Here is a 24184-nt window from a genome sequence, read left to right on the forward strand (position 1 = left end):
CAAAGTGCGTTATACTTAGTACTGAGAAAATGAGAATTGAGGAATTGCAATAATGATTCGCGTACGTATTGAAGGAACTGAAGAAGAAATGCTTGAATTTATGGAGAAAATGCCGGACATTCCTGGATTTGAAAAAACGCATATGAGAGAACCGAGAAAAGGAAACAATCCAAAATACGATTCGAGTAAGAATGTATTAGCATATTTGTCTTATAAAAAGATTGAAGTCGCCAATAAATAGGCGGCTTTTTTAGTTTGCAGCGTTTCACCGCCTTGTCTTTTTCACATAATAATAATAGTAGATTATGCTGAAGAGAGGTGAGGATTGTTAATAAGAAAATTATCTTTTTTGGAGACTTTGGTATTGACGATGCAGTTGCGTTAATTTATGCAAATAAAACTTGTAAATTAGATATTATAGGAATTGTCGCAGAATATGGGAATGTATCGCGAGAAATCGTTACAGAGAATGTATATTTTTTAGAAAAATACTATGCTACAGAAGTGAAAATCATCGAAGGTGCAGCTAGACCAATGACAGCTGAAGAGCCTTTATTCTTCCCGGAAATTCATGGGGATCACGGTTTAGGGCCAATTATTCCACCTGAAATGAGGATTTGTAAATGGGAAAATTTTTGTGAATTAATTAAATTAATTGAGCCTTGTCCAGAAGATATAGTTATTGTGGCGACAGGAAGATTAACAACACTTGCAACGTTATTTTTATTATATCCAAATGTAATGAATCGTATTTGTTCTTATTATATTATGGGAGGCGCTTTCTTATTTCCAGGTAATGTTACACCCGTGTCTGAAGCGAATTTTTATGGCGATCCAATTGCGGCGAATATTGTTATGAAGTATGCGCAGAACGCTACTATATATCCGTTAAATGTAACACAGGCTGCGCTTATTACTCCTGAAATGCTTGATATTATTAATAAAGAAGGAACGGGACAGGCGAAACTCATTAAACCAATGATCGATTTTTATTATGAGAACTTTTATAAAAAGGAATACCCGGGTATTACTGGGAGTCCTATTCATGATTTACTGCCGTTTATTTCGTTTATAAATGATGATATTTTCGAATATAAAAAATCAGCAGTTTGGATTAGTACGACGAATGATGTAACGAGAGGACAAAGTGTTGCGGATTTTAGAAAAATAGCTGAGCCAACGACGTTTGATAATAGGCCTGTACAAAAAATTGCGGTTGGTTTTAATTATCCAGTTTTTAAAGAAGAATTTATGAGGACGATATTAAAGCCTGATTGTCCCTAATATGTAAAATGTGAAGTTGTAAAATCATTTGTCCAGTGAGCTTCGTTCTCAAATAATCTAATAGTTGAGCTGTATGAATAACTTATGAAAAATGAAACATAACTAATGGTAAGCAATTGTTTCTGATTATAGTTTGATTGGTGAATTATAAAGGAGGTTATCATATGATTTGGTCTTTAATTGTCGGTGGTATATTAGGTTGGTTTGCAAGCTTAATTACTGGAAGGGATGTACCTGGCGGTGTAATTGGTAATATTATTGCTGGTATTGTCGGTTCTTGGCTTGGTACAGCGTTACTTGGTAAATTTGGACCTATTATAGGTGGATATGCGATTGTTCCAGCCTTAATAGGTGCGATTATTTTGATTTTCATCGTAAGCTTTATATTCCGGGCAATGCGAAAATGAATACAGGGGGCTGTTTACATTTGTAAGCAGTCCCTTTGAATTATATGGCCTAATCTGTTATGCTACTGTTATACAATCAGGAGGTGTCAGCATTGAAATCATATACAGTAAATTTCCATCAAGAAGATAATGCAAAAGCGACAACAGTACATAAATTAAGTGAAGAGGACTTCAATAAGGCAACAGAAAAAGGTACTCGTCATCTATTTGATTTAGATACAAACGTTGGTTTCTTCGTATTCTTTGACGCAGAAGATGCAGAAGGAAATGATCAATACTTAATGTTACAATATGAAGGAGATCACGAAGAGCCAAGTGCTTGCTACGGATTTGATTTGAAATTATACTATCAATTTTTAGCATTATACTTAAATGATCTTGAATTCCAAGGTGAAACAAATGAAGAAGAGGAAGAATATGGTCCAATTCATCATTTAGCGCACTTACTTTATCATATTGTAGAAGATGGTAAGTCAATCGAAGTGTAATATACATATTTGAAGCTGTCCAATATTGGACAGCTTTTTAATTATATAATAAAGGTACATGTATGTTGTATGCTAAAAAGTTGAGGGGAAATGGAATTTTCCGAAGGGTTGTTTATTTCTTCCATGTTTCAATCGGAATACATCTGTTATAATGAGCATAATTAAATTCATGGGGGCTAATTTAATGCTTGTAGATGTAAAACATTTTATTAAAGCGGCAAGTTTAACATGTATAACGGCACTGAGTGGAGATAATACATTTGCTCATAATTTTGAAACTGTAAAAAGTACGATTTCTACATACGTAAAGAAAGTAAGACTTACCTCTTAGTTTTGCTTTTAAAGCTTATCTACATATGTTATTTTGGAAAGAATCTGTATTATTTCAGGTTCTTTTTAATTTATACTAAAGTATAGATAAGTTCATCTAATATTTGAAAATCTTTTTATATAAATGCATTATTATAAAGGTCATAAATTTTAGAAAAGAGGTGAATTTCGTGAAAAGTTTTGGCATGCTAGCAAGCTCTGCTTTGTTTTCTCTGTTTCTGTTATTATTTAATGTTCAATCGTTTTATAATAAATACACAGAAGAAAATACATATTATTGGATAAATGGTGTATTAGCAGTGATATTCCTTATATCGTTTATCATACATATAAAAGATATTATAAAGAAAAATTATACAACTTCATTAAAACAAGAGTAGAGAGAATCATATGTTTACTAATAAGAAATGATGTAATTAAATTTCAAACCTTAAAAATATGAGACCAGCAGGGAAATGTTACGTAGCTTCTGTTGGTTTTTTGCGTTTTTGTGACGTACTTTATTCAAGGTGACAGAAGAAGGATAAAGCATGTAAGAAGAGAAGGTGTATAGTAAGGAAAAACAACACATCTCAACCTGTTTGAAATCAATGTAAGATAAAAATCATGTTATAGAGTGTTTACGAATGGGAGGTAGTAAAATATGAAAGCGCATTTGAGAATATTGTTCACTTTAACATGTGTATTAACATTGATGGCTTGTACGAATAATGAGGAAAAGAAACAGACGAACCCAACATCTGAAAAAAATACGGAACAAAAGAATGAAGGAACTGCACCTCAAAAAGAGAACGAGTCAGCGAATAACCCCAAAAATCAAGATTCAACAAAACCTTCAACAGGGCCAGATTCAAAAAGTCCAGCTCTTAACCAAAAATCAATTAACTATGTTAAAGAATTATTTGAACTAGCGAAAGAAGGGAAAGTACCTAATGTTCCATTTGCTGCTCATACAGGAGATATCGAAGAAATAGAAAAAGCATGGGGGAAAGCAGATAAAACAGAACAAGCAGGGAGCGGAATGTACGCAACCTTTACAAATAAAAATGTTGTCTTCGGTTTTAATAAAGGATCACAAGTTTTTGATGTACGTTCGTATCAAACAGAACTAAAGTCAATTACATTAAAAGAAATTGAAAAGGCGTTAGGAAAACCAACTTCAGTTAAAGTAAATGGTGAAGATCAAATATATGTATATAAAGTAAACAATCAGTTCGAGTTAAAATTCATCATTCCAAAATCGATCGGTAAGGTATATCATATTTCGGTATTTTCGCCAGAGGATAGTATTAATAAAATGGCAGGATAAAAAATCAAATAATCTCCAGAACACCTCACTTATTTTAAAAGTGAGGTGTATTCAATTGTAAACAAGGTATGTTTCCGACCTTATGATATATACTTTCATATGGCGAAATAATTCAATTATATTTTTGAAAAAATACAAAGCAAGTAAAAAAACGCTATCTGCCTATAGATTTATAGGGAAGGATAACGTTTTTTATAATTCATCCAATAAGAGATATCGATCTATTAAAAAAGTAGCATCCTATAAAACTTGAGGGGTATGTTGCGAATTATCTTTTTGGACATTTCCCTTTATTTTTTTACGTTCTAAATTTTGAACAAAAAGTGCCTGAACAATACCTCCAACTATTAAGAAACATGCACAAATATAAAATAGCATATTACCGTTTAGTTTACTTAATAATACTGCACCAATAACAGGACCGCACGTTCGAGATATATCCCAGTGTATGCCATAAATCGAAAAATACAATCCACGTTTATCTGTAGGAGCGATCTCTGAAACGAATCGCAATAAATGGTTTAAAGCAATACTTTCTCCAATGACTAAAAAGAGTAATGTGAAAAATAGTGACGAGATTGTTGCTGAAAGCCCGTAGCCAATTGCGGCTATCGTATAGCAGGCGTAAGAAATAAGGATGATTTTCGTCATGGAAAATCGTTCAGACCATTTTACGAGGAAAATTTGTAGAATGATTTCCAAAATGGCTTTACAAGTTGAAATAAATGCGAGTATGAATACGAAATTCGGAAATACATGTTCTGCGAAAATACGATAATTTGTTTCCGTTTGTGCATAGAAAAAGCTAATAGGAAGTGTAGAAGCCATAAGTCCAAATATAGCGTAATGTTTGTGTACAAATTGTTTTGGAGATGATGCTACTTCAAGTGTTTGTTTTGGCGTTGTAATTGCTGGAGCAGTTTCTGGGAGCTGCGTCCAAACAACTATTGCATATATCATAAGTGTAATACTTTGCATCATAAATAAATATTCAGGGTGAGTAGTATAAAAGATAGCACCAATTAAAGGACCGATTACGGATCCAATTGCTCCCATCGTTTGCAGGAGAGCAAAAATTTCTGCTTGCTGCTTTTGTTTTGTTAAATCTGCAATTTGCGCACGTTGAGCTGGAATGTATAAAGAACGACCAATACCATTGATGACGTATAACAGTGCAAATATAAAAACGGATTGAGCAAAAATGAAACTACCGATTGCAATACCTTGCAGCAATAGGCCGAGTAACATAATTTTTTTTCTCCCATATTTATCAGTAACGCCTCCAGCAATAAGTGTAAAGACAATGTCTGAAAGTGGTTGTAGTCCGAAAATAAGCATAGTCATCATTATATTGCCGTTTAACATCTTATTAACGTATATAATCATAATGAGAGCTAACATTGATTCCGTTGTTCGGGTTAATAATTCACCACACAGTCTAATGATAATAGGTTTATTATAACGTAGTAAGAGATGGTTCAATTTGATTTCCTCCTTTCTATATTGAAATGATAAGATGAAAGGAGAAATGGAAAAAGGGTAGAAATAAAAGGGAGTATTTTTCACCTTTTAGGGGGATTATGATGTTTATTTTAGATCAATACATTGAATTATGGTTTGCCTATGGGAAAGGGAAACGAGAAGGAGAACAATTAGAGATAACAGTGCAAAATATATCTGAAACTTTATTTTGTACAGAGCGTAATAGTAAATTAATTATAAAAAAATTAGAAGAGTTACATTGGATCGCTTGGTTTCCAGGTCGCGGGAGAGGAAATCGTTCTAAATTAATATTTAAAAAGAATCCGGCACCATTGATTTTAGATAGAGGAAAAGAAATAACGAAAAAAGGGGATGTGAAAAGCGGGATCTCATTTGTGGAACGCTATAGCGCACATTTTCCATCAGTAAAGGGAGAATACCAGTCTTGGGTTGATTCTATATTTGGTCATAAAATTGAAATGACTTCTGAAGGGAGAAAAGATGTACTCCGTTTACAAGTACAAATGAATCTGGACATCGCTTTAGATCCAGTTTACGCTACAATGCGCTCGGAATGTCATATGGTTAAACATATTTTTGATACACTCGTATATATCAATGAAGAAAGAACTGCTATTGAGCCGAGACTTGCTTTTCACTGGGAATATAATGATGAAGAAAAAATATGGACATTTTATTTACGAAAAGGAGTTCACTTTCATAATGGAAAACGCCTTACTGCACATGATGTTATATATTCATTGAATCGATTCATGACAGCTGTAGACAACCCGCACGCATGGATGTTACAGCATGTGGCAAGTTTTCATGCAGTAGGTGAATATGTTTTAGAAATTAAATTACATACGGAAAATATGATATTTTTACATATGCTAAGTTTAGAACAGTGTTCTATCGTAAGTGAAGATGAAGCAGGAAAATTAATGGGGACAGGACCTTTTCAGTTATACAAAAGTAATGAAGATCTGTTTATACTGGAAGCGCATCATTTATATTTTCGTGAGAGACCTTTTCTAGATCGCGTTGAGTTATGGAATGTAGAACAAAGTGTAGATACATATGATGTTTTAGTAAAGGCGCAGTATAAAGATAAAGAGAAACATAATAAAGAACTGTCTCGACTTGAGTCGAACGTGACTTATGTAACATGCAATCTTACGAAAGAAGGACCAATGCAAGATAAGTTATTTCGGAAAGCGTTATATAAAATCATTCATGGCGATATAATCGTTCAAGAACTCGGTGGAGAACGTGGAGAAGTGGCAAAGGAACTAATATCAGTAAAGGCCAGCATAGTAGAGATAGAGGAAGATATAGAAAGTTTAATGAAAAGAAGTATTTATCATAATGAAGTGCTACAACTGTATACATTTAAAGGACGAGATCACGTTGAAGATGCACAATGGATACAAAAAGAGTGTGCGAAATATGGAATTTGTGTAGAGATTAATTTTCTTGAAATAGAAGAACTATTGCAAATAAGTACGATACAAAAAGCTGATATTATGCATGATAGCGCAACAATTAGTGAACGAATAGAAGATAGTTTGCTATATATGTTTCTGACAAAAAACAGTTTTATTCATGGGCATAGCAGCATGAACTTTCATGAAATGTTGTCCCCTTATTTTAAACAAGAACAAGTAGAGAAAAGAGTTACACTGTTACGCAATCTTGAGGACACATTGTTACGTCAAATTCATATTATTCCTTTATATCGTAACAAACAAGAGGTAAGTACACATGAAAAAGTACAAAATATAATGATTAATTCGCAAGGTTGGATTGATTTTTATGAAATATGGTTTAAGTCTTGATATATATAGGTTCTTACGCATTTTTCAGAAGATGTGTCAGAGCCTTTTTTCTATGTGAAAGAAGTTTGTTTTACACATTGTTACGCTACTTGTAGTATAATTCTATTTACAGCGTAACAGTGTTATGTTACATTGTTGTTAGGAAGGAGTGTTATACAGTTGAGTACAAATTTAATTTCAAAAAAAGATTTATTAGAGCTTACAGGTATTTCATACGGACAGTTATATAGGTGGAAGAGAAAAAATTTAATTCCGGAAGATTGGTTTGTACGAAAGTCAACATTCACTGGTCAAGAGACATTTTTTCCGAAAGAAAAGATTTTAGAGCGTATTGATAAAATCCAAACGATGAAAGAAGATTTATCACTAGATGAATTAGCAAATATGTTTTCACCGAGTGTGACAGAAATCCTTTTAACGAAAGAAGATCTCATCCGTAAAGGGATTACATCAGAACCTGTTTTACAATTTTTTATTGAGCAAACGAACAAAACGGTAGACTTTCGATTTGTAGATATTCTATATGTGTATATGTTAGAAGAGTTACTACAATCAGGAGAAGTTAGTTTAGAAGAAGGTAAAATGGTTCTGCAAGTTTTACGAGAAAATTATGAAGCAATCAAACATAAAAATTGTGATTTAGTTATGATTCGAAAAATAGGGATTTCTACATGTTTCTTAGTATCAAATATTGAGGATTTAATTTTTGAAAAGGGAACGAAGATTATTTTACGAGAAGCGATTATGAAGTATACCGAAGCATTAAAAACTAAACTGTTGTAGTGGAGGAGAAATAATGCGTACAGAAAATTTAATTATAAATGGTTACGGTTCATCCAATGGCGGTGAATTTCATAAAGTACAACTAAATGGAAAAGGCACTGTAAACGGAAATGTTGAATGTGATGAATTTCAATGTAATGGTTATGGTGCAGTAACTGGTGATTTGAACAGTAGCAACGCAAGAATTAGTGGATCAGGTAAAGTCGATGGTACAGTTAATACAGAAACGATGCGAATTGATGGGAAAGCAACAATTACACAAGATGTAAAGGCGAATAGTTTAAAAATTGCAGGAAAAGGTACGATAGGTGGAAACGTTAAGGGTGAAGAATTTAAAATCAACGGTCAAGCGACGATTGATGGGAATTGTGAAGTTGATATTTTTTCTTCAGAAGGACAATTTACAATCGGTGGTTTATTAAGCGCAGATGAGATTAATATAAATATTCACGGTACATGTAGAGCGAAAGAAATTGGCGGCCAAACGATTGAAGTAAGACATAGATTGAGTACATTTAGTAGACTATTTAAATCAGTATTTGGCTTGCAGTTAGAAGCTGAATTGTTAGAAGGTGACAATATCGATATTGATTATGCTCACATAAAAACAGTAAGAGGAAACAATGTAACAGTAGGACCGAACTGTGAGATTGAACTGATTGAATATAGCGGTGTTATTACTGTTGATAAAAGCGCAAATGTAAAAGAAATTAAGCAAGTTTAACGGAGGGGGGAAATCAGTATGGAACATCAACATAGTCTCACAGTAAATGGTTCTGGTAATTCAGCGGGCGGAGATTATAACAAAGTGAAGATTCGCGGTGAAGGGACAATTGCGAATGATATGAGTTGTAATGAGTTTAAAACATATGGCACAAGTGATGTGCGTGGCAATATGAAAGTTAAAAACTATGTCGTGTATGGAGATAGTGAAGTACAAGGAAATGTAGATGCAGCATATGTAAAAGTATATGGTAATACACAAATGCATGGTGATGCTCATATTGAAAAAACAAAAATTAGAGGTATGATTGATGTTACAGGGAAGTTTTCAGGTGATTTCGTAGATGTGAAAGGTGCTTTAAATGTGAAGGGAGATATTGAAGTAGAAGAATTATCACTAACTGGTGGTCTTGAAAGTGATGGTTTGCTTAATGCTGAACATATTGAAATCTCACTTCGTTATGAAGGAAGTAAAGTAAGAGAAATCGGTGGCAAAAAGATTACAGTGCGTAAGAAATCAAGATTTATTCCTTTTACTAGTCATGCTGGAAACCTCCAAACTTCAATTGTTGAAGGGGATGATATTTATTTAGAACATACAATTGCTGAAGTAGTAAGAGGAAACAACGTTACCATTGGTCCTGGATGTGAAATTAGTGTTGTAGAATATCATACTAGTTTTAATCAAAAAGGTAATGCAGTCGTAAAAGAACATAAACAAATATAAGTAATGCGAGGGAGAGCAAGAGATATGGTTGAGAAGAATAATAAGCTTGGCTTTATTGTGGCGGGCTTATTGCTAGGTATTTTAATGGCATCAATGGATAATACCATTGTCGTAACAGCGATGGGAACGATCGTTGGTGACTTAGGAGGTCTTGAAAACTTTGTATGGGTCGTTTCTGCCTATATGGTCGCAGAAATGGCAGGTATGCCGATTTTCGGTAAACTATCAGATATGTATGGAAGAAAGAGATTCTTTATTTTCGGTTTAATCGTCTTTATGATTGGTTCGGCACTTTGTGGGACTGCTGAAAATATTACACAATTAGGCATTTATCGTGCCATTCAAGGTATTGGTGGCGGGGCATTAGTGCCGATCGCGTTTACTATCGTGTTTGATATTTTCCCACCTGAAAAGCGCGGGAAAATGGGTGGATTATTCGGAGCAGTATTTGGATTATCAAGTATTTTCGGGCCATTACTTGGCGCATATATTACAGATTATATTAGTTGGCACTGGGTATTTTATATTAACTTACCGCTTGGCATTTTAGCACTTATTTTTATTACATTCTTTTATAAAGAATCACGAGTTCATAAAAAACAAAAAATTGATTGGTTCGGCGCAATTACTTTAGTTGGTGCAGTAGTTTCTTTAATGTTTGCACTTGAACTTGGCGGACAAAAATATGATTGGGATTCTAGCTTTATTTTAAGTTTATTTGCTGGATTCGCTATTTTAATAATCGCATTTATTTATATCGAACGAAAAGTAGAAGAGCCAATCATTTCATTTGAGATGTTTAAACAACGTCTGTTTGGAATGAGTACAATTATTGCATTATGTTACGGAGCTGCATTTATGTCAGCAACTGTGTACATTCCGTTATTTATTCAAGGTGTATATGGTGGGACTGCAACAAACTCAGGATTGTTACTTTTACCGATGATGTTAGGGTCAGTCGTAACAGCACAGTTAGGCGGATTTTTAACGACAAAGCTTAGCTACCGAAACATTATGATTATTTCCGCTGTTATTATGCTAATCGGATTATTCTTATTAAGCATGTTAACGCCTGAAACAAGTCGGGCATTATTAACGGTTTACATGATTATTATCGGATTCGGAGTTGGTTTCTCATTCTCGGTACTAAGCATGGCTTCAATTCACAACTTTGGTATGGAACAGCGCGGATCTGCGACTTCAACGAGTAACTTTATTCGTTCATTAGGTATGACACTTGGTATTACAATCTTCGGAATGATCCAAAGAACAGGTTTCCAAGAACAATTAGAAGAAGCATTTAAAGGGATGAGCGGGGGAATGATTTCAAACGCTTTAGGAGATTCAAGAGCCATTTTATCAGAATCGGCTAGAACTCAAATTCCGCCACAAATATTAGATAAAATTATTGACGCTCTTTCTAGTTCAATCGTGCAAACATTCATGTGGGCATTGGTACCAGCTGGTTTAGCATTCGTATTCATTTTCTTTATGGGAAATGAGCGCATGGTGTTGCAGAAAGAACAAAAGAATATAAAGAGTGAAACATCAAAATCTTAATGAAAAAGCTCCTTTTAAATTTGAAAGGAGCTTTTGTCGTATGTACGGTGTTAAATTAGCCTTCGATGATTTCGTATTCTTCGTCTGCTAATAATAAAATTTGTGTTTTCTTACCTTTGTTTTGAACTTCGATTACATCATATGTACCTAAGTCTCTTAGTTTGCTTTGAGAAGCATTAACCATAACTTCCATAGAATCAATTAAGATATCTTCTTCAATGTATGATTCAGGCAATGCCATATCTTCAGTTTCTAATACACATGCGTATAGATTTTGTAAGTTTTCAGCAGTTGGGTTTTGTTCCTCAACATCAATGATGTTTTTTACTGCGTCCATATTTTCTTCTTTTGCTTGATATACTTTAATTTTAGCCATTGTTTTAATCTCCTTTATAACGTAATCGTAGAGGCTACACCTTATTATAACGTTTTTTTCATGAAAGATGAAATTGTTATACGTATTTATAGTAAAAAATATGTGTTATTACTTATTATTGGTGTAATTCCCTTATTAATCTAATGAGTAGTTAACTATCTCCTTACGTTAATATTATATTGTCCAAGCTTTTCTTATCTTCCGCTCATATTATATGTATTAGATAAAAACATATAGGGAAGGGATTGAATATAAGTGGATTGCGAGCCGAAACGAAATTGTGGGTGTTGCCAAAATAGTATATGTGAATTTTTACAAAGTCTAGAACCTTTTACTCAAGTTGAAAGTATCGTAATAGCTGGAAACGAAATCGATGTATCTTATTTTCTTTCATTTAACAAGAGGAAGGGCATTGTAGCATTTGTACAACAAGACAATGAGGTAATATTTGTAGACTGTTCAAAGATTGATGCAATTCGAATAGGAAAAGTGTGTAGTTGTAAATCGAAAGTTAAATATATTGAAGAGGACTTTAGCTTGCTAGGAAATGTTTGCCCGCAATGTTTAACGGAGGGTAGTACAATCTTTTTTGATTTTAACAATCCTGAATTAAATGTGTCTTTCCAAGCAACCACAATTAATCCACCTAGATGTACTGAATTTACAGATGAACTCGGGAATGTAGTAAAGCAAATTACTATAGTAGGTGAGGCAATTGTTTCTAAAGATTTCGTTCAAGTGCCTGAACTGGTAGGTTTTCGACTGCTTTTATCGCATCCAGCTGGAGATCCTTTAAACTACGGATTGTTATTTATTAATTTTCCTGATACGATTTTTATTTTTATATTGGCATCAAGCGGATACCTTTCCATTTCGAACTGCTTAAAAATAGAGAGTGGAACTGGTAATGCTGAAATAGAAGAGCTGAAAAAAATGATAAAGGATGACGATAACACGTACAAATCAGTTGTTAAATTGACTAAAGTATATAAAAATGGTGAGACGGAATCCTTTATTTCTAAGAAGGAGTTATAACGTATCTATTGATTAACCCTCTTAAAATACAGGAGGGTTTTTACATATAATAGGAGTATTATAATGGCTGAAAAATCGCTTTTGTCGTATGTACGGTGTTAGAAGTAAATAGAGTGGTTTGTTTTACTATGAATTGTAATGGTTCATTAAAATGTAGTGATGAAGGGTCATGCAATATTGGTAAAGCAATTAAGAAAAGGGCTATTGAAACAGCCCTTTTCTTAATTATGTAAATAGCTGTTGCTATTTTTATTATGTTTACATAGTTATCCAAAATTGAGTAATTTATTTACTAAATTCCTTTTGAGCTCCCATATAGCTTCCTATAATATTTTGATAACTTGGAAGGTGTTTAGCAAGTAAAGCTCCAAAGCCTTCAACATCATTTCGCCAGTCACGCTGTAATTCTGCTGCAACGCTAAACCAGTTCATTAGTTGAACCCCGCCATGAGCCATACGCATAAGAGCGGCATCACTTTTTGAAAGACGAGAATAGAAATCAGTCATTTTATAATCCCCTTTAAAAAGCTTATTTATAAATCAATCTTACAGTGATTCGACTGGATTGGGTATATGTTAAAATTTTATCAACAAATATGTTTTATTTGGATAATAAGATATATATATTTTAAAATTGAAAAAGTGAATTTTTATTTTTTGATTTGATGTTATAATGATTTTGTATTTGTGAATAATTTATAATTATATGAAATTTAAGTCTAAGGGGTGTTTGCTTATATGCCGAATAAATGGATGTGTAAAAAGGGTATAAGTTACCTCATGAAAATGTAGAGTTATATTGATTTGTAGAAAGCAGGAATGTAAATGATATATGAAGCGAATATACATACTAGAAGAAAATTAGTTTCCATGTTCGAAGATTTTAATAATGTTATATTACTTTCTTATTTACAAGGACATATGGGAAGAGCCTGGGTAAACGATCTTGAAAATCCAACAGTAGCACAAGTTACAGTAGGGATTTTCACATTTTATACTGGAGATCCAAATGTGAAAGAAACAGAAGAGTTATTACGTAATATTCCTGAAAAAATGTTAGTAATCGTAAATAGTGAAGAATGGAAAAAGCGTTTAGAAACATTTTATGAAAGAAAAATAGATAAGTTTTTACGCTATAAATTCAAACGTAATTCGGAATTTTTTAATCGTTCAAAATTACAATCTTTTATATCAACACTTCCAAAAGGATACGAGTTAAGAAGAATAGATGAGCATATTGCAAATAATTCTACACTACATAAGCTTTCTGAAGACTTTACAAGTCAATTTCAATCGGTAGAAGATTATTTAAATCGAGGTATAGGTTATAGCATTTTGTATAATGGAGAAGTTATATGCGGTGCATCCTCGTATAGTATTTACGATAAGGGGATAGAAATTGAAGTTGCGACGGATCTGAACCATAGAAGAAAAGGTTTGGCGACCGTAGTGAGTGCAGCGTTAATATTGGATTGTTTAGAAAAGGGAAAATACCCAAACTGGGATGCAGCGAATACGACATCTGCCAAACTAGCAGAAAAGCTAGGATATGTTTTTGATAAGGCGTATGATACTTATTTTGTGGATAATAGATGAATGAGCAGAGATTGTAAGAGTTGTACAAAATAAAGAATTTAAAAAGGGAAAGACAAATGACTGGAATGTTTCGATAGCATTGTTAAAAACTCCTATGGAAATATTAGGGGATAAAATGATTATTTCAATAATAAGGAGATTTTATAATCTATTGAGTACAAAAACCGGCTTTTTTAGCCGGTTTTTATTTTTTATAAAGGGGACAATAGTCGTGATGTTCTGTTTTGTGGATAGTATTAAGTTGGCAGATGGTTCTTATTAAATGTATTCTTTGTTAGATAGAATAAAAGACTCTTGAAAAATTAATTTTGGAACACCTATTAGCTCTATCATAAAAAAGTCGAGAAATTTTATTTTATATAGGTAGATATCAGTATAGGCTCCATATATTAATTTATGTATTTTTAACTATCAAGAGGAATTGAAGCTTTTACTATGCAATTGATAAAAGTGACTATGATACAAACCCACGCATTAATAGAAAAAGTACATATACAGTAAAGAGAGTTAAAAAACTCTAAATTTTATTATAAAGGAGATTATAAAATATGAGTGAACAATGTCCAATTAATGTACCATGTCAGGTAGTAGGACAAACCCAAACACCATTAAGTGATGCACCTGCAACGCCAATTACTACTCCGGGAGCACCAATTGTAAAAATACCGGTTGTATTAGCAGAAAGAACAATTCAAATTGTTGTAGAATCTGATATTTCATTAGATCCTCCAGCGGTTGAAATTAAACGTATCTTAAAAAATGCATTTTTAACACAATGTAAGTTAGTTCCTGTAGCATTCGAACCAGTACCAGGTACACCTTACCGTCGAGTTACAAGAGCAAAGTTATTTGTACAAGGATATATTCGTAAAAATATTGAATATGCAAATGACGAGTGTAATGGAGTGCTATATGACCGCATTGCTAATGTTCCATTTTCTGGTTTTGCTGATTTAACAGCTGGTGATTTTCTATCACTAGCTATAGTGGCTGCTTCCTCAGATACTACTTCTCACTTTATTAATCCTAAAAATGGTGATCTACCACGTTTAGACAAATACTTCTTCGAAAATACAGTTTTTTATAATGAACAACCGTATTGCGAATTAGTCAGCGCTCAATTTTTTGAATTAGACTTTTCACCTTGTCCAACAGACCTAAACGAACCATTTGATACTCTTCGTGAAAAAATTGTACTAGATCTTACTTTAAAAGTTTTACAAGTACAACAAGTACAAGTATAAAACTAAAAAAGCATTGTCTTTGATAAAAAGACAATGTCTTTTTTATTATTATAAAACATATATAATGATGAAATGGTCGCGTACAAAAAACATATTTTTATGAATTTCATTAGACGGGGGGATGGTGATGAAAAATCCATGGGTTGGTCAGGAAATATGGAACAAAGTTTATAAAGGGAAAAAGCTGAATATTCAAGATGATGCACGCGAAATAAGAAAAAAGGAAAAAATTGAAGAAACAGAATCAGAGAAAGAAGATAAAGCAATTGAATTAAAGAAAGAAAGTAAAGAAACTGAGTCGGAAAAAGAAGAAGAAACAATTGAATTAGAGAAAGAAAGTAAAGAAACTGAGTCGGAAAAAGAAGAAGAAACAATTGAATCAGAGAAAGAAAGTAAAGAAACTGAGTCGAAAAAAGAAGAAGAAACAATTGAATCAGAGAAAGAAAGTAAAAAAACAAAGTCAAAAAAAGAAGAAGCAGTTAAATCCGAGAAAAAGAGTAAAGGAACAGAGTCACAGAAAAAACGTCAAGATTCAGAATCAAAAATAGAGACCTTAGTACGTTCAAAAGTAGTAAAAACCCCATTTTCTATTATTTCAGATGTGACTAGTTTTATAAAATTCCCTAATATGAATGTGAAAAATCAAGAAGTATTTGTATTTCGGAATCAAAAAGATGAAAGGGGTCGTGAATTGGATACTAAGTTATTAACTACAGTGCAACATTATCAAGGAGAAGTTAATTGTAATTTAGTTTCTTCAAACCTTTATGAAAAGAGAGTGCTTTTAGAACTTTCTAATCAAAAAATAAAAAGTAATATGGAAGAGAATTGGGTAGGAACATCTTCGTGGATTCCTATACACGGAATAATTTTAGATAAGGAAGATGAAGGAGGAGTAAATAATTATATACCTGCGAAATTACCAATAGAAATAGGGAAGTATAAAGGTGAAATTAATTTACGAGAAAAAGTGGTATTTAAAGAAAAAGTTATAGAAATAAAAGAGGTGTCACAGGAAATTATTTTAACAAAAAAAGAGTTTTTATTACCAAAAATAATAAGGAAAGGAAATAATCCATCTAAAATTGAAAAAGGGAGCTTACTCGTAGAAGGTTATATTTTTCAATGTATTGAATTTATATCGGAACGAAGTACACCGCATGATAACGCGTATCAGTTAATACAAAACCTTGTATTGGAATTAACTGTGCAATTGTTACAAGAACAGGTAGTTTGGGTGCGGATTAGATAATTAATCATCTCTACATCAATTAGTTAAAAATTTCTTCAGGAAAATGTATTAGAGAAACTTAAAAATAATGCTAGCAAGTTTGTAAATGAGCTTGCTAATAAGCGTTTGGGAAAGATATGAAATACAATTGATGGATCGCTTTAAAAAACTAATTCTTTTAATAGATGAAATGGATAAATCTTTGTTAAAACATGAGGTGTAACACAAAGTGTATCCACCCCCATTATAGAAAACTTACAATTTAAACAGTAATACATGTTTATCATAATGTTTTAAACACCAATTATATTTTTTTAGAATAATTGGATGGACAACTTCTTTCGTAGTATCGACCTCAGTATAGCCATATTTCTTATAAAAGTTTTCTAGTTCCTCAAAAGGAAGACAATACACATTTTGTACTTGTAATTTTTTCGCAGTTTCTACTAAAAATGAAACAAGTTCCCCAGCTAATTGTAGACCTCTAAATTTTGGGAGAATAAAAATCCCACCCATTTCTATAGTATTATCATCTATTTTGACTAGTCGTCCAACACCTGCGTACTCATTGTTGTATGTAATGATTGCAACTTTATCTCGCTTTAAATCGCTCCGTACAAATCCTATTGATTCGTATTGATTATTAATCCATTCTAGATCATTATATGTAGCCAGTTGAATACTCATATGCATCCTCCTTCAGAAAACTTTTACTATTTCCATTATACATAATATATTTTCAGGAAAAAGTGGTTAAAATGGCATGATTTTTATTAACAGTTCAAGTTTTGGAGAATAGTGCATACAATATAAAGTGTTTTCCTTTCTTCATTTAAGTTTTACGTATATAATTTAAAAGTACTATTTTTATTTTATTATTTTATATTTATAACAGAATAGAGGTTTAAAAATGGGTGTTAAAATCATTACGGATAGTGCGGCGGATTTACCGGTAGAATTGCTGCAAGCATATGATATTGATTTAATTCCACTCCGTGTATATGATGAAGCAGAAACAGAGTATTTAGATGGAGTTACATTAGAGTCAGTTACATTATTGCAAAAAATGAGAGAAGGCGCTGTTTATAGAACATCATTGCCTTCACTTGAAACTTTCCAAGAAAAATTTGTTTCTTATGCAAAAGAAGGTAACCCTTGTATATATTTAGCTTTTTCATCTGAACTGTCTGGTACATATCAATCTTCAATTGTCATTAAAGAGGAAGTAAAAGAAACATATGCAGATTTAGATTTGGAGATTATTGATACGAAATGTGCTTCGCTTGGTCAAGGGCTTGTCGTTTTAGAAGCTGCTAAAATGGCGAAAGACGGCGCATCAAAAGAAGATATTTTAAAACGTGTCGCTTTTTTAATGAACCATATGGAACATATCTTCACTGTGGCTGACTTACAGTACCTTGTTAGAGGTGGACGTTTAAGTAAAGTAGCAGGTTTTATCGGCGGTTTATTAAACATTAAGCCGATCTTAAATGTGGAAGAAGGAAAACTTGTACCACTTGAAAAGGTAAGAGGGAAAAAGAAAGTACTTGGCCGAATTGTAGATATTATGGAAGAGCGCGGGAAAGAACTTAAAGGTCAAACAATCGCAATGACTCATGGCGACGACTTAGAAACAGCTGAAGCGTTAAAAGCATTAATTACGGAAAGATTCGGCTGTGAAGTATTTATCGTAAATACAATTGGAGCAGCAATTGGAGCACATACAGGACCTGGCGTTATAACATTATTTTTCTTAAATGAAGTAGAGTAAAGGATTGATCTTTTGATCAATCCTTTTTTATTTTTAATCTGTGATAATTGGGCGATATGGTATTGGTGAAGTGATACTTATATCAATCATCGTGTAAAGAAATAATAAAGTCGGTTAAAAAATGCTAGTCATGCTATTCAACAATCGAGCTATATAACGGTACGATTTCTTGTCAAAATTAAAAAAATTTGAAATAATTGTTATTAAGTTAAAGGAGGGCGATTACAGAAAAAGGTGATACGACTTTCTCTTACTTAAGAATTGTGGAATATTTAAAAAATCCGATTAATTATATTCCGAAAGGGTGTGTGTAATATATTATCAACTAATGTTTTTACTTATAAATCTAAGGATGGAAAAACAGTAATAATTAGAGAAGCTAAAGAACAGGATGCAGAAAGAATGCTAAATGCTGCTTCAAAAGCTTTAATAAATGCTCCATACATGCTAAGTACGGTTGAGGGTGTAAAAAAGATGAGTGTTGATGCTATTCAAAAAACGTTAAAAGCTTATCATGAAAATCCAAATTATGTACAGTTTATTGCTGAAGTTGATGGTAAGTTAGTCGGTGCAATCGATTTTAAGAACGGAAACAAAGAAAAAATTAGTCATCAAGGGGCTTTTGCGATGACCATACTACCTGAATATCGAAATTATGGTATTGGAAGAGCTCTTCTAGAAACGTTAATCAATTGGGCTAAAAATAACAGTAAGATTGAAAAAGTTTGTCTTGAGGTAATGGAAGATAATCTAGGTGCAATCCAGTTATATAAGAATCTAGGATTTTTTGAAGAAGGTAGAAAAGCAAAGGGTGTAAAATTGGATGACGGCTATCAAAATTTAATATTAATGGCTTTATTCGTTTAAAATTGAACATTATTCAACAATAGGCGCTATTGTTGAATAAAAATTAGATTTTCAAACGATTTTATTGTTATATTTTTAAGTACAGTGAAGTATCTTATATCGAAAATTATACAACTATATTTTAACCCCGTCCTAAATTTAGAACGGGGTTATGCTTGTTTTAGGTTTAAAAGTAAATAACTTTATTGTCTTTTTTACACATCGTATCATTCATGTGTTTATGCTATTTGTGATTGAGTGGTGAAAGAAACGAATATAAATCTAGTCCTGCTCATCAAAAAACGAAATATTTAAAGATATTAAAAAATTGTAGTTTCATATATAATTGGGTAGGGAGAAATATCTGTAACTATTTGTAAAAATAGGAGGCGGCTATAAAAATGCATGAAATTGCTAGGTGGGATTTAGATCGATTATATTCGTGTGAAGATATTATATTTCCGATATTAGAGTTGAAAGAACAATATATAGTGACAAAGGATGTGGAAATCCTTTCAAAACTTATACAGGCTATTGAAAAGGCAGAATACTATTTGTATTGCCGATCGGCTGAAGAAAGTGTTTCATCTGACAATACTATATTGACTGTGAAAGTAAAGGAACTAAAAAGTGAAGTACAGCAAGTAATACAACAAAGTGAGGTGGCAATTTCTGATAATATTAATACTAGGTTCATAAAAGATGAACTTAATGCGTGGGAAAATATGTACATACAATTAAGAAATAAGATAGAAATAGAGCACAATAATAAACAATTATCATTTGGTCAAGCAAATCATATTGCAATGAATAGTGATAATGAAAAGGAAAGGTTAGAAGTATTCGAGTTACTTACAAGTGCTTTGCATAAGGAAAAAGAAATCTTTGCTACTGTATTAAATCAAATAGGGAGATTGCGTAATACAAAGAGTAATGAAAAAGAAGATAGAGAGATTTTAACACAATCTCTTCATGTGAATGGTATTTCTGAAACTGTATTATTACAAATGTGGAATGCGACAGAAGAAAATCTTGATAAATTAGTTAGTGCTTTAAACATGTATAAGATAGGGGAAGCTTCCATTACATGGCATGAACTTATGACAATAAAGGAAAATAATGAGGCTATTATTCCTTTTTCAGTAGCAGTACAAAACATATATGATGCATTAAAAGCTATTGATGAAGAATTAGCAGAATTTGCACGTAATGCGATAGAAAGTGGATGGGTAGATGCTGAACCGAGAGAGAATAAACCACCAGGTGGGTTTTGCGCTCCTTTTTTCAGTGAGAAAGAATCCCGTATTTCAATGCGTTATGACGGAAGTATCGATAGTGTAAGGGTAATTGCCCACGAACTAGGACATGCTTGGCATTTTTATAATATGAGTTTTGAACAAACTACTTCTTTCTTAGATGATTATTTGCCAATGAGCACGGCTGAATCCGCGTCTATTTTCTTTGAAACAGTACTCATAAACTATTTAATTGAAACAACAAAGTGTATAGATATGAAAAAGTCATTACTTAGCTGGAAAATAAGAAATACGTTTAATTATGTTATGGCCATTCGAGCATCATTTCAATTTGAGAAGAATTTTTATGAAAAATGTAAAGAGGGTCCTTTAAGTGTTGACGAAATTGAGACGTTATCTATAGCAGCGCAAGAAAAAGCATACGGACATGCTTTAAGTGAATATCAGCCGTTCGTGTGGATGAAATATATTCAATTTTATATTGCGGATGTTCCTTTTTACAATTATCCGTACACATTTGGATATTTAGCAAGTTTTAGTTTAGTAGAAATAGCGAAGCAAAACTCAAGTACATTCCATTTAAAGTATAAAGAATTTCTACGAGAAACAGGAAAGGCTCCAGTAGAAGAGCTCATGAAAAAACATTTTCAAATAGATATAACAAGCTATGAATTTTGGGATAAAGCTTTTATACAAATTTCTAAAGATATTGATGAATATTTGCAGCCTATGTAAGGAGAGGACGACATGTTTCAAGCACTAATTTTTGATATGGATGGAACGTTATTTCAAACAGATAAAATTTTAGAAGTATCGCTAGATGATACTTTTGATCATTTACGGTCACTACAATTATGGGATACAGTAACACCAATTGATAAGTATCGTGAAATTATGGGTGTGCCGTTACCGAAAGTTTGGGAGATGTTATTACCAGACCATTCTATTGAAGTAAGAGAACAAACAGACGCATATTTTTTGGAAAGATTAATTGAAAACATAAAGAACGGAAAAGGTGCTTTATATCCAAATGTAAAAGAAATATTTACGCACATAAAAGAAAATAATTGTTCAATATACATTGCTAGTAATGGCTTAAAAGAATACTTACAAGCAATCGTATCTTATTATGCTTTGGATCAGTGGGTTACTGAAACATGTAGTATTGAACAAATACAATCGCTAAATAAAAGTGACTTAGTCAAAACCATTTTGAACAAATATGATATAAAAGAAGCAGCCGTAGTTGGAGACCGACTATCTGATATAAATGCAGCGAAAGATAACGGTTTAATTGCGATTGGATGCAATTTTGATTTTGCACAAGAAGATGAACTGGCTCGTGCGGATATAGTAATTGATGATTTAATGGAGTTGAAGTGGATATTGTCTGAAGTGCAGAATACGCATGCTACGAATTGAATAAGGTAACAACCATAAAAATGCTCAGAATAAATGATTCTTGAGCATTTTTATATATTTTTATATTAAGGGAGGGAATTTACTTGAAAGATATACATATTCAACAAATAGAAAATTTAATGAAATATGAAATTAGTCATCTCGTTCAGGACAGTAAGGAAGGAGGTTTTAACTTCCTAATAAAATTAATAAATGAATATGAAAACAAAATAAATGTATTTAATAAAACTGGAGAATGTTTATATGGTATTTTTCAAGGGGAAAAGTTAATTGGAATAGGAGGGCTAAATGAGGATCCATATACAGAAAATAATAAGATTGGTAGGGTAAGAAGATTTTATATTGCAAAAGAATACCGAAGGAAAGGATTAGGGAGGTTACTGTTAGTGCGAATTTTAAGTGATGCTAAAAAATATTTTAATATCGTTGTCTTAAATACAGATACGGAACAGGGTGACAAATTTTATACTTCGGGTGGATTTGTGAAAGGGAAAAAATATGTAAGAGCGAGCCATTATTTGAACTTATATAAAAGGATGTAGTGAATTATTATTTATCCACTCTGACAGAACTTTTGTTCTATTTTTATGTGGATTGATGATATAATTTATTTGAATCTATTATTAGAATGGGGAATTGGATGATGGGAGAAAATAAAATTATTCATGATTTCAATGAATATTCAATTTGGTTAAATACATTGAAAGGTATGAAAGAAGAATTGTGGGTGGCACCAATATCAGAGGGGAAATGGACTATTGGTGAGATTGTATCTCATATTATGAATTGGGATGAATGTCTTTTAAGTAAGGTCTTACCATCAGTGAGAGAAGGACAGGGAGTGGAGTTCCCTGACTTTAATACATATAATAAAATAGCATCTAGTTATGCCAAATCGGGTATATCTAAGATGAAACTTATTGAAGAAGCAAAAGCCAAAAGAGAGTTACTCGTAAAAGAAATTAGATTATTACCTGCTAGAAACCTAAAGAAACCTGTAACTGCCAATGGAGTATCACATTGTCCTCATACTGGAACGCCGTATTCTCTTATATATATTATTAAAGAATTTGTAGATCATGATAACCATCATAAAAGACAGGTTATGCATTTTTTAAATGAAAATCAAGTTGTTAACCAATAAAGAAAGATCCCGTAAATGATATTTGTGGGATCTTTCTTAAATTATAATGTAACATTCATTTGTTTCAATAATCTATTTGGATCACCTTTCACATAATAAAAATGCGGATTATTCTCATCATCATATAGCATAATATAAGGTTTTTCATTTTGTGGGAGCAGTATAAGCACTTCGTCTATTGTAGTATGTAACCATTGATTGGCAATAGAAACAGGTTTAGTTAAAGGGATTTTTATCATATGTCCATCTTTCGGAACGACATTTAAGTTTTTAAATGGTCCAGTTATTGCTTTAGCGTATTGAACAGCTTCTTTTTCGATTGTTGGATCTAAAGATTGTTTTTGAATGACCATTTCTTTTTTGCAATCAAACACTTCAATTTGTTGATTTGTATTTGCGAGCGCATTTGTTGATAATAGGAAGAAAAGAAGAGAAATGACCCCGATTTTTTTTATCATAATACAACACCTCATCTTTACTATACCCTCAAAAGGTTTAAATATTTTTCTGTCACATACATGTAACAAAGAAGTTGTATGATACAATTGGTTTTTGTTTAAAAGCAATGGAGGATAAATTATGAAAGTATTGATTGCAGATGATGAACAAGATATGTTGAAAATTTTAAAAGCTTATTTTGAAAAAGAAGGCTTCGAAGTTTTACTAGCAAAAGATGGAGAGGAAGCACTTCGAATTTTTTATGATGAGAAAATAGATTTAGCTATTTTAGATTGGATGATGCCGAAACATAGTGGTATTACAGTCTGTCAGGAAATAAAAAAGAATTCAAGTGTAAGAGTGTTAATGCTTACGGCGAAAAGTGAAAGTGAAGATGAATTAGCAGCGCTTCAAAGCGGGGCAGATGAATATGTGAAAAAACCATTTCATCCAGGAGTGCTAATTACCCGAGCGAAAAAGCTTGTACAACAGGATGATGTAATTCAAGTGCAAGATGTAAAGATAAATTTCGCCAAAAATAAAGTATATAAAAATGATATAGAATTAGATATTACAAAAACAGAACTAGAATTAATAAAGTGCTTTTTAAATCATAAAGGAATGATTTTAACGCGTAAAAAATTGTTAGATATCGTATGGGGATTTGACTATTTTGGAGAAGAGAGAACGGTTGATACACATGTGAGGAGATTGCGTAAAAAAATCGGAGAGAATATTATAAAGACGCATCGTGGTTTAGGTTATAGTCTGGAGGAACAAAGTGAATAAACTTGGAAAAAAGCTATTTTTCAGCATTTCTTTAACGGTTATTCTTATTTTTATGATCTCTTTATTATTAATTAATTATCTTTTACCGAAATATAATATTTATAA

The 24184-nt window shown here is 32.3% G+C and carries 27 protein-coding genes and 1 pseudogene; 23 read left to right on the plus strand and 5 right to left on the minus strand.

Going from position 1 to position 24184, the window contains the following annotated elements:
• Nucleotides 1-52: 52 nt before the first annotated feature.
• The 7 genes from JDS81_RS27010 (at nucleotide 53) to JDS81_RS27040 (ending at nucleotide 3818) form a co-directional block, all read left to right on the plus strand.
• Nucleotides 53-241: a DUF3970 family protein gene (locus tag JDS81_RS27010; RefSeq protein ID WP_000621879.1), complete on the plus strand. Its 189-nt coding sequence runs from the start codon at nucleotides 53-55 to the stop codon at nucleotides 239-241.
• Between the two features lie 77 nt (nucleotides 242-318).
• Nucleotides 319-1284, plus strand: coding sequence for a nucleoside hydrolase (locus JDS81_RS27015; protein WP_097952397.1), 966 nt, complete (start codon nucleotides 319-321; stop codon nucleotides 1282-1284).
• Nucleotides 1285-1448: 164 nt separating this feature from the next.
• Nucleotides 1449-1691, plus strand: a complete 243-nt coding sequence (locus JDS81_RS27020) for a GlsB/YeaQ/YmgE family stress response membrane protein (protein ID WP_000638302.1) — start codon at nucleotides 1449-1451, stop codon at nucleotides 1689-1691.
• A gap of 92 nt (nucleotides 1692-1783) precedes the next feature.
• The gene (locus JDS81_RS27025) at nucleotides 1784-2179 is read left to right on the plus strand and encodes a hypothetical protein (RefSeq protein WP_000844593.1); all 396 of its coding nucleotides are present in this window, start codon (nucleotides 1784-1786) and stop codon (nucleotides 2177-2179) included.
• A gap of 184 nt (nucleotides 2180-2363) precedes the next feature.
• Nucleotides 2364-2510 (plus strand): hypothetical protein, encoded by a 147-nt coding sequence (locus JDS81_RS27030; protein ID WP_000959555.1) that lies wholly within the window; start codon nucleotides 2364-2366, stop codon nucleotides 2508-2510.
• Nucleotides 2511-2679: 169 nt separating this feature from the next.
• Nucleotides 2680-2889 carry a hypothetical protein gene (locus tag JDS81_RS27035; RefSeq protein ID WP_000834516.1) on the plus strand — a complete coding sequence of 70 codons (210 nt, stop codon included), beginning with the start codon at nucleotides 2680-2682 and terminating at the stop codon, nucleotides 2887-2889.
• Nucleotides 2890-3152: 263 nt separating this feature from the next.
• Entirely contained in the window at nucleotides 3153-3818 is a 666-nt protein-coding gene (locus JDS81_RS27040; protein ID WP_097952399.1) for a YjgB family protein, read from the plus strand.
• Nucleotides 3819-4058: 240 nt separating this feature from the next.
• On the opposite strand, the gene JDS81_RS27045 is transcribed toward JDS81_RS27040, so the two are convergent.
• Nucleotides 4059-5300: an MDR family MFS transporter gene (locus JDS81_RS27045; RefSeq protein ID WP_097952401.1), complete on the minus strand. Its 1242-nt coding sequence runs from the start codon at nucleotides 5298-5300 to the stop codon at nucleotides 4059-4061.
• Between the two features lie 101 nt (nucleotides 5301-5401).
• Between JDS81_RS27045 and JDS81_RS27050 the strand changes: the two genes are divergently transcribed.
• From JDS81_RS27050 to JDS81_RS27070, 5 genes are all read left to right on the plus strand, one after another.
• A complete protein-coding gene (locus JDS81_RS27050) occupies nucleotides 5402-7138 on the plus strand; it encodes an ABC transporter substrate-binding protein (protein ID WP_097952403.1) in 1737 nt (578 codons plus the stop codon).
• A gap of 159 nt (nucleotides 7139-7297) precedes the next feature.
• Entirely contained in the window at nucleotides 7298-7921 is a 624-nt protein-coding gene (locus tag JDS81_RS27055; RefSeq protein WP_097952405.1) for a YhbD family protein, read from the plus strand.
• 13 nt (nucleotides 7922-7934) lie between these two features.
• Complete coding sequence (locus tag JDS81_RS27060; RefSeq protein WP_097952407.1) at nucleotides 7935-8645, plus strand: polymer-forming cytoskeletal protein; 711 nt, start codon at nucleotides 7935-7937, stop codon at nucleotides 8643-8645.
• An 18-nt stretch (nucleotides 8646-8663) separates the two neighbouring features.
• The gene (locus tag JDS81_RS27065) at nucleotides 8664-9371 is read left to right on the plus strand and encodes a hypothetical protein (protein ID WP_000401015.1); all 708 of its coding nucleotides are present in this window, start codon (nucleotides 8664-8666) and stop codon (nucleotides 9369-9371) included.
• Nucleotides 9372-9395: 24 nt separating this feature from the next.
• Nucleotides 9396-10931 carry an MDR family MFS transporter gene (locus tag JDS81_RS27070; protein ID WP_097952409.1) on the plus strand — a complete coding sequence of 512 codons (1536 nt, stop codon included), beginning with the start codon at nucleotides 9396-9398 and terminating at the stop codon, nucleotides 10929-10931.
• A gap of 55 nt (nucleotides 10932-10986) precedes the next feature.
• Here JDS81_RS27070 and JDS81_RS27075 read toward each other — a convergent pair whose 3' ends face one another.
• Entirely contained in the window at nucleotides 10987-11307 is a 321-nt protein-coding gene (locus tag JDS81_RS27075; protein ID WP_001062729.1) for a hypothetical protein, read from the minus strand.
• Between the two features lie 255 nt (nucleotides 11308-11562).
• Here JDS81_RS27075 and JDS81_RS27080 point away from each other — a divergent pair, with 255 nt between their 5' ends.
• Entirely contained in the window at nucleotides 11563-12342 is a 780-nt protein-coding gene (locus JDS81_RS27080; protein WP_097952411.1) for a BC_2878 family exosporium-associated protein, read from the plus strand.
• A 285-nt stretch (nucleotides 12343-12627) separates the two neighbouring features.
• On the opposite strand, the pseudogene JDS81_RS27085 reads toward JDS81_RS27080, so the two are convergent.
• Nucleotides 12628-12825: pseudogene (locus tag JDS81_RS27085) on the minus strand (isochorismatase hydrolase); the annotation flags it as partial.
• 342 nt (nucleotides 12826-13167) lie between these two features.
• Between JDS81_RS27085 and JDS81_RS27090 the strand changes: the two are divergent.
• The 3 genes from JDS81_RS27090 to JDS81_RS27100 all read left to right on the plus strand — a co-directional run bounded on the left by JDS81_RS27090 (nucleotide 13168) and on the right by JDS81_RS27100 (nucleotide 16434).
• The gene (locus tag JDS81_RS27090; protein ID WP_000638740.1) at nucleotides 13168-13938 is read left to right on the plus strand and encodes a GNAT family N-acetyltransferase; all 771 of its coding nucleotides are present in this window, start codon (nucleotides 13168-13170) and stop codon (nucleotides 13936-13938) included.
• Between the two features lie 548 nt (nucleotides 13939-14486).
• Entirely contained in the window at nucleotides 14487-15182 is a 696-nt protein-coding gene (locus tag JDS81_RS27095) for a CsxC family protein (protein ID WP_001294998.1), read from the plus strand.
• Between the two features lie 127 nt (nucleotides 15183-15309).
• Nucleotides 15310-16434, plus strand: a complete 1125-nt coding sequence (locus tag JDS81_RS27100; protein WP_097952413.1) for a BC_2427 family protein — start codon at nucleotides 15310-15312, stop codon at nucleotides 16432-16434.
• A 234-nt stretch (nucleotides 16435-16668) separates the two neighbouring features.
• On the opposite strand, the gene JDS81_RS27105 is transcribed toward JDS81_RS27100, so the two are convergent.
• Nucleotides 16669-17100: a GNAT family N-acetyltransferase gene (locus JDS81_RS27105; protein ID WP_000027173.1), complete on the minus strand. Its 432-nt coding sequence runs from the start codon at nucleotides 17098-17100 to the stop codon at nucleotides 16669-16671.
• 223 nt (nucleotides 17101-17323) lie between these two features.
• Here JDS81_RS27105 and JDS81_RS27110 point away from each other — a divergent pair, with 223 nt between their 5' ends.
• From JDS81_RS27110 to JDS81_RS27135, 6 genes are all read left to right on the plus strand, one after another.
• Nucleotides 17324-18184 carry a DegV family protein gene (locus tag JDS81_RS27110; RefSeq protein WP_000538270.1) on the plus strand — a complete coding sequence of 287 codons (861 nt, stop codon included), beginning with the start codon at nucleotides 17324-17326 and terminating at the stop codon, nucleotides 18182-18184.
• Between the two features lie 306 nt (nucleotides 18185-18490).
• Nucleotides 18491-19051 carry a GNAT family N-acetyltransferase gene (locus tag JDS81_RS27115; protein ID WP_015000610.1) on the plus strand — a complete coding sequence of 187 codons (561 nt, stop codon included), beginning with the start codon at nucleotides 18491-18493 and terminating at the stop codon, nucleotides 19049-19051.
• Nucleotides 19052-19431: 380 nt separating this feature from the next.
• Nucleotides 19432-21021 carry a M3 family metallopeptidase gene (locus JDS81_RS27120; RefSeq protein WP_097952415.1) on the plus strand — a complete coding sequence of 530 codons (1590 nt, stop codon included), beginning with the start codon at nucleotides 19432-19434 and terminating at the stop codon, nucleotides 21019-21021.
• A 12-nt stretch (nucleotides 21022-21033) separates the two neighbouring features.
• On the plus strand, nucleotides 21034-21708 hold the full coding sequence (locus JDS81_RS27125; protein WP_097952417.1) for an HAD hydrolase-like protein: 675 nt from the start codon (nucleotides 21034-21036) through the stop codon (nucleotides 21706-21708).
• Nucleotides 21709-21791: 83 nt separating this feature from the next.
• Entirely contained in the window at nucleotides 21792-22250 is a 459-nt protein-coding gene (locus tag JDS81_RS27130; protein ID WP_097952419.1) for a GNAT family N-acetyltransferase, read from the plus strand.
• A gap of 101 nt (nucleotides 22251-22351) precedes the next feature.
• A complete protein-coding gene (locus JDS81_RS27135; RefSeq protein ID WP_097952421.1) occupies nucleotides 22352-22852 on the plus strand; it encodes a DinB family protein in 501 nt (166 codons plus the stop codon).
• Nucleotides 22853-22893: 41 nt separating this feature from the next.
• Here the strand turns inward: JDS81_RS27135 and JDS81_RS27140 are convergent, their stop codons facing one another.
• Nucleotides 22894-23310 carry a hypothetical protein gene (locus JDS81_RS27140; RefSeq protein ID WP_000591755.1) on the minus strand — a complete coding sequence of 139 codons (417 nt, stop codon included), beginning with the start codon at nucleotides 23308-23310 and terminating at the stop codon, nucleotides 22894-22896.
• 121 nt (nucleotides 23311-23431) lie between these two features.
• Between JDS81_RS27140 and JDS81_RS27145 the strand changes: the two genes are divergently transcribed.
• On the plus strand, nucleotides 23432-24079 hold the full coding sequence (locus JDS81_RS27145; RefSeq protein WP_000865960.1) for a response regulator transcription factor: 648 nt from the start codon (nucleotides 23432-23434) through the stop codon (nucleotides 24077-24079).
• Nucleotides 24080-24184 lie beyond the last annotated feature (105 nt).

The organism is Bacillus cereus group sp. N31 (assembly GCF_016483245.1).
Taxonomy (GTDB): Bacteria; Bacillota; Bacilli; order Bacillales; family Bacillaceae_G; genus Bacillus_A; species Bacillus_A toyonensis.